This is a genomic window from uncultured Maritalea sp. (assembly GCF_937139385.1).
In the GTDB taxonomy this organism is placed as follows: domain Bacteria; phylum Pseudomonadota; class Alphaproteobacteria; order Rhizobiales; family Devosiaceae; genus Maritalea; species Maritalea porphyrae_A.
Window position 1 is genome coordinate 1 of sequence record NZ_CAKZPW010000244.1, and the last position, 2,207, is coordinate 2,207.

At 44.7% G+C, this 2,207-nt stretch carries 3 protein-coding genes and 2 pseudogenes; 2 read left to right on the forward strand and 3 right to left on the reverse strand.

What is annotated here, in order from left to right; translation table 11 throughout:
• The first annotated feature begins 232 nt into the window (after window positions 1-232).
• Both Q0231_RS10180 and Q0231_RS16740 read left to right on the forward strand, forming a co-directional pair.
• Complete coding sequence (locus Q0231_RS10180; RefSeq protein ID WP_299347583.1) at window positions 233-592, forward strand: hypothetical protein; 360 nt, start codon at window positions 233-235, stop codon at window positions 590-592.
• Between the two features lie 3 nt (window positions 593-595).
• Window positions 596-670 (forward strand): lipoprotein, encoded by a 75-nt coding sequence (locus Q0231_RS16740; protein ID WP_367274488.1) that lies wholly within the window; start codon window positions 596-598, stop codon window positions 668-670.
• A 51-nt stretch (window positions 671-721) separates the two neighbouring features.
• Here the strand turns inward: Q0231_RS16740 and Q0231_RS10185 are convergent.
• The 3 genes and pseudogenes from Q0231_RS10185 to Q0231_RS10195 form a co-directional block, all read right to left on the reverse strand.
• Window positions 722-829: pseudogene (locus tag Q0231_RS10185) on the reverse strand (hypothetical protein); the annotation flags it as partial.
• 133 nt (window positions 830-962) lie between these two features.
• Window positions 963-1,589, reverse strand: coding sequence for a LysE family translocator (locus Q0231_RS10190; protein WP_269394823.1), 627 nt, complete (start codon window positions 1,587-1,589; stop codon window positions 963-965).
• A gap of 90 nt (window positions 1,590-1,679) precedes the next feature.
• Window positions 1,680-2,207 (reverse strand): annotated as a pseudogene (locus tag Q0231_RS10195) (cell division protein FtsH); the annotation flags it as partial.

Genomic DNA, 2,207 nt, shown 5'->3' on the forward strand with positions numbered 1-2,207 from the left:
TCACGAATCTCCGGAAGATATCGAACTATATTTCTGTGGGCCACCTTTGATGAACAAAGCTGTTCAAAAAATGGGAGAAGATTTCGGTATCCCAGATGAGCATATCCGTTTTGATGACTTCGGCGGCTAGTACATTTAGTTTCTTTTGGATATTCAGGAATTTAAAATATTTACCAGACTACCACAAAAACCGATATTCTTGAATATCGGTTTTTTTTAGAATTGTTATGTAATGGGAAAACCTCTGACAAAACAAGAATTACACAACTTGGCCATGAATATAGTTGGCAGGAAGTTAGAGGAAGATGGTTATGAGTTTATGGGGGTCAACAGCAAGCCAAAAAAGAACCCTCAATTCGTCTGCCTGAAGGATAAAAAACTTCATTTTATTGTGGTCAGAAACGTGCCCTTTCCCGAAGACCCAAAAAATTACGATGAAGAACTGATGAACAAAATGAAAGACCATGCCCATAAGCACGAGGCAAGAGCTTATTATGCCGGAGTTGGTTTGTCAAATGCAAAGGATAGAAACTTGCCCGTATATTTAAATGAAGAATATGCTGTGGACTATAATGGACTTATCGAAATCTAGGTAATGAAGAAGATTTTCTTTTTTTTTGGCTTTGTTTTTTATCTTTCTTCAGCTCTGCTCTCACTCCTTCCCTGTTAATAACTTAAAACTCTTCTGGCTTCCCTTTCTTGAATAAAGCTTTTCTCACCAAAAAACTGTCCCTGCAGCTTGGCCAACTTTTAACGCCAATTCAGATGTGAGTTTGTGGCCGTTTGCCAGCCCCCGAATGCCGTCGGTACCAAAATATTTCTTTTTCATATGTCCCCAAGCCAACCAGCAAGTGCGCTCGTTTCGCGCAAATAATTGCACCAACATATGCGCAAAGAATAACCAAATTATGGCCAACTATGCGTCATCATTCTAGCGTGGTTAAGAATCTATTTCAGATCAACTAGCGGTCCAGCGCCAATTTGCCGCCTAACAATATCAAAAAGGAGCCGCCAGCCAGTTTTGCTCTGGCTGCACCGGTTCCAGATTTGCGCAAACGGCTAATCATCAGGCTTGCAAACAAAACACAAAAAAGATCCGCTGATGAAAACAACAAATTGACGATTGTGCCCAAAACAACCATTTGCAGCCAAACTGGCCATGCAGCTGATAAGTCCACAAATTGAGGCAAAAACGCCACGAAGAAAATCGCAGTTTTCGGGTTCAATACCTCAACAATAATACTTTCAACAAATGCCTGTCGCGCATCCTTTTGATGCCCTTCTTTTTGCGCAATTTGCTCATGGCGTTTTTTGATCATCATCACCCCAAGGAAGATCAGATAGAGCGCGCCCGACAACTTAACCAAAAAATAGACCTGTGGCACCAATGCCAGAAGCGCCGCAAGACCAAAGGCAGCCGCAATGACGTGAAAATAGCCGCCCAAGTGCACGCCGATCGAGGCCATCAACCCGGCTCTGCGCCCCCGTGCCAACGTTTGAGCAGACACATAAATCATTGCGGGGCCCGGCATATAAGCGAACATGGCGGTGGTCACAAAGAACGCAACTAATATTTCAAAGCTCGGCATTTGTCGTGTTTCCCCAAATTGATCACCACTATGAATCAAAAAGGGCCGCCTGTTAAGGCGACCCCATCAAATCGTGAAAGCGAAATAACTTTAGCCTTCAGGTTGCGGCTCAGTATCGCTACCAGCCAAACCATCGTCTTTTTTCTTTGTCGCAGCTTTACCAGCCTTTGGCACTGCTGAAACCTTAGGCTTGTCCGCATCGTCATCATCTTTGCGCTCGGGGCGTTTGCCCTCCATCAAAGCACGAAGTTCTTCGCCGGTAAGCGTTTCAAATTCGAGCAAAGACTGCGCAATATTTTCAAACAAGTCTTCGTTGTCATCAATGATCTTGCGTGCCTCAGTCTCAGCCTCTTCAACCAGCCGGCGCACTTCTTCATCAATCAAGCGCGCTGTTTGGTCTGATATTTCAGCCTTTGCAGCACCATAGAAGCCATTTGGATCAGATTTGAGAAGCACACGACCAAGTTTTTCGCTCATGCCCCATTCTGTCACCATTGCGCGGGCGAGTTTGGTTGCATATTGAATATCCGACGATGCCCCGCTCGAGACTTTATCGTAGCCAAAAGTAATTTCTTCTGCCACGCGGCCACCCATTGCAACGGCAAGGTCGGCATACAT

Excerpts from the sequence above, each read along its gene's own strand:
- Q0231_RS10180 (WP_299347583.1), top strand. The coding sequence starts at position 233 with ATGGGAAAACCTCTGACAAAACAAGAATTACACAACTTGGCCATGAAT.
- Q0231_RS10190 (WP_269394823.1), bottom strand. The coding sequence starts at position 1,589 with ATGCCGAGCTTTGAAATATTAGTTGCGTTCTTTGTGACCACCGCCATG.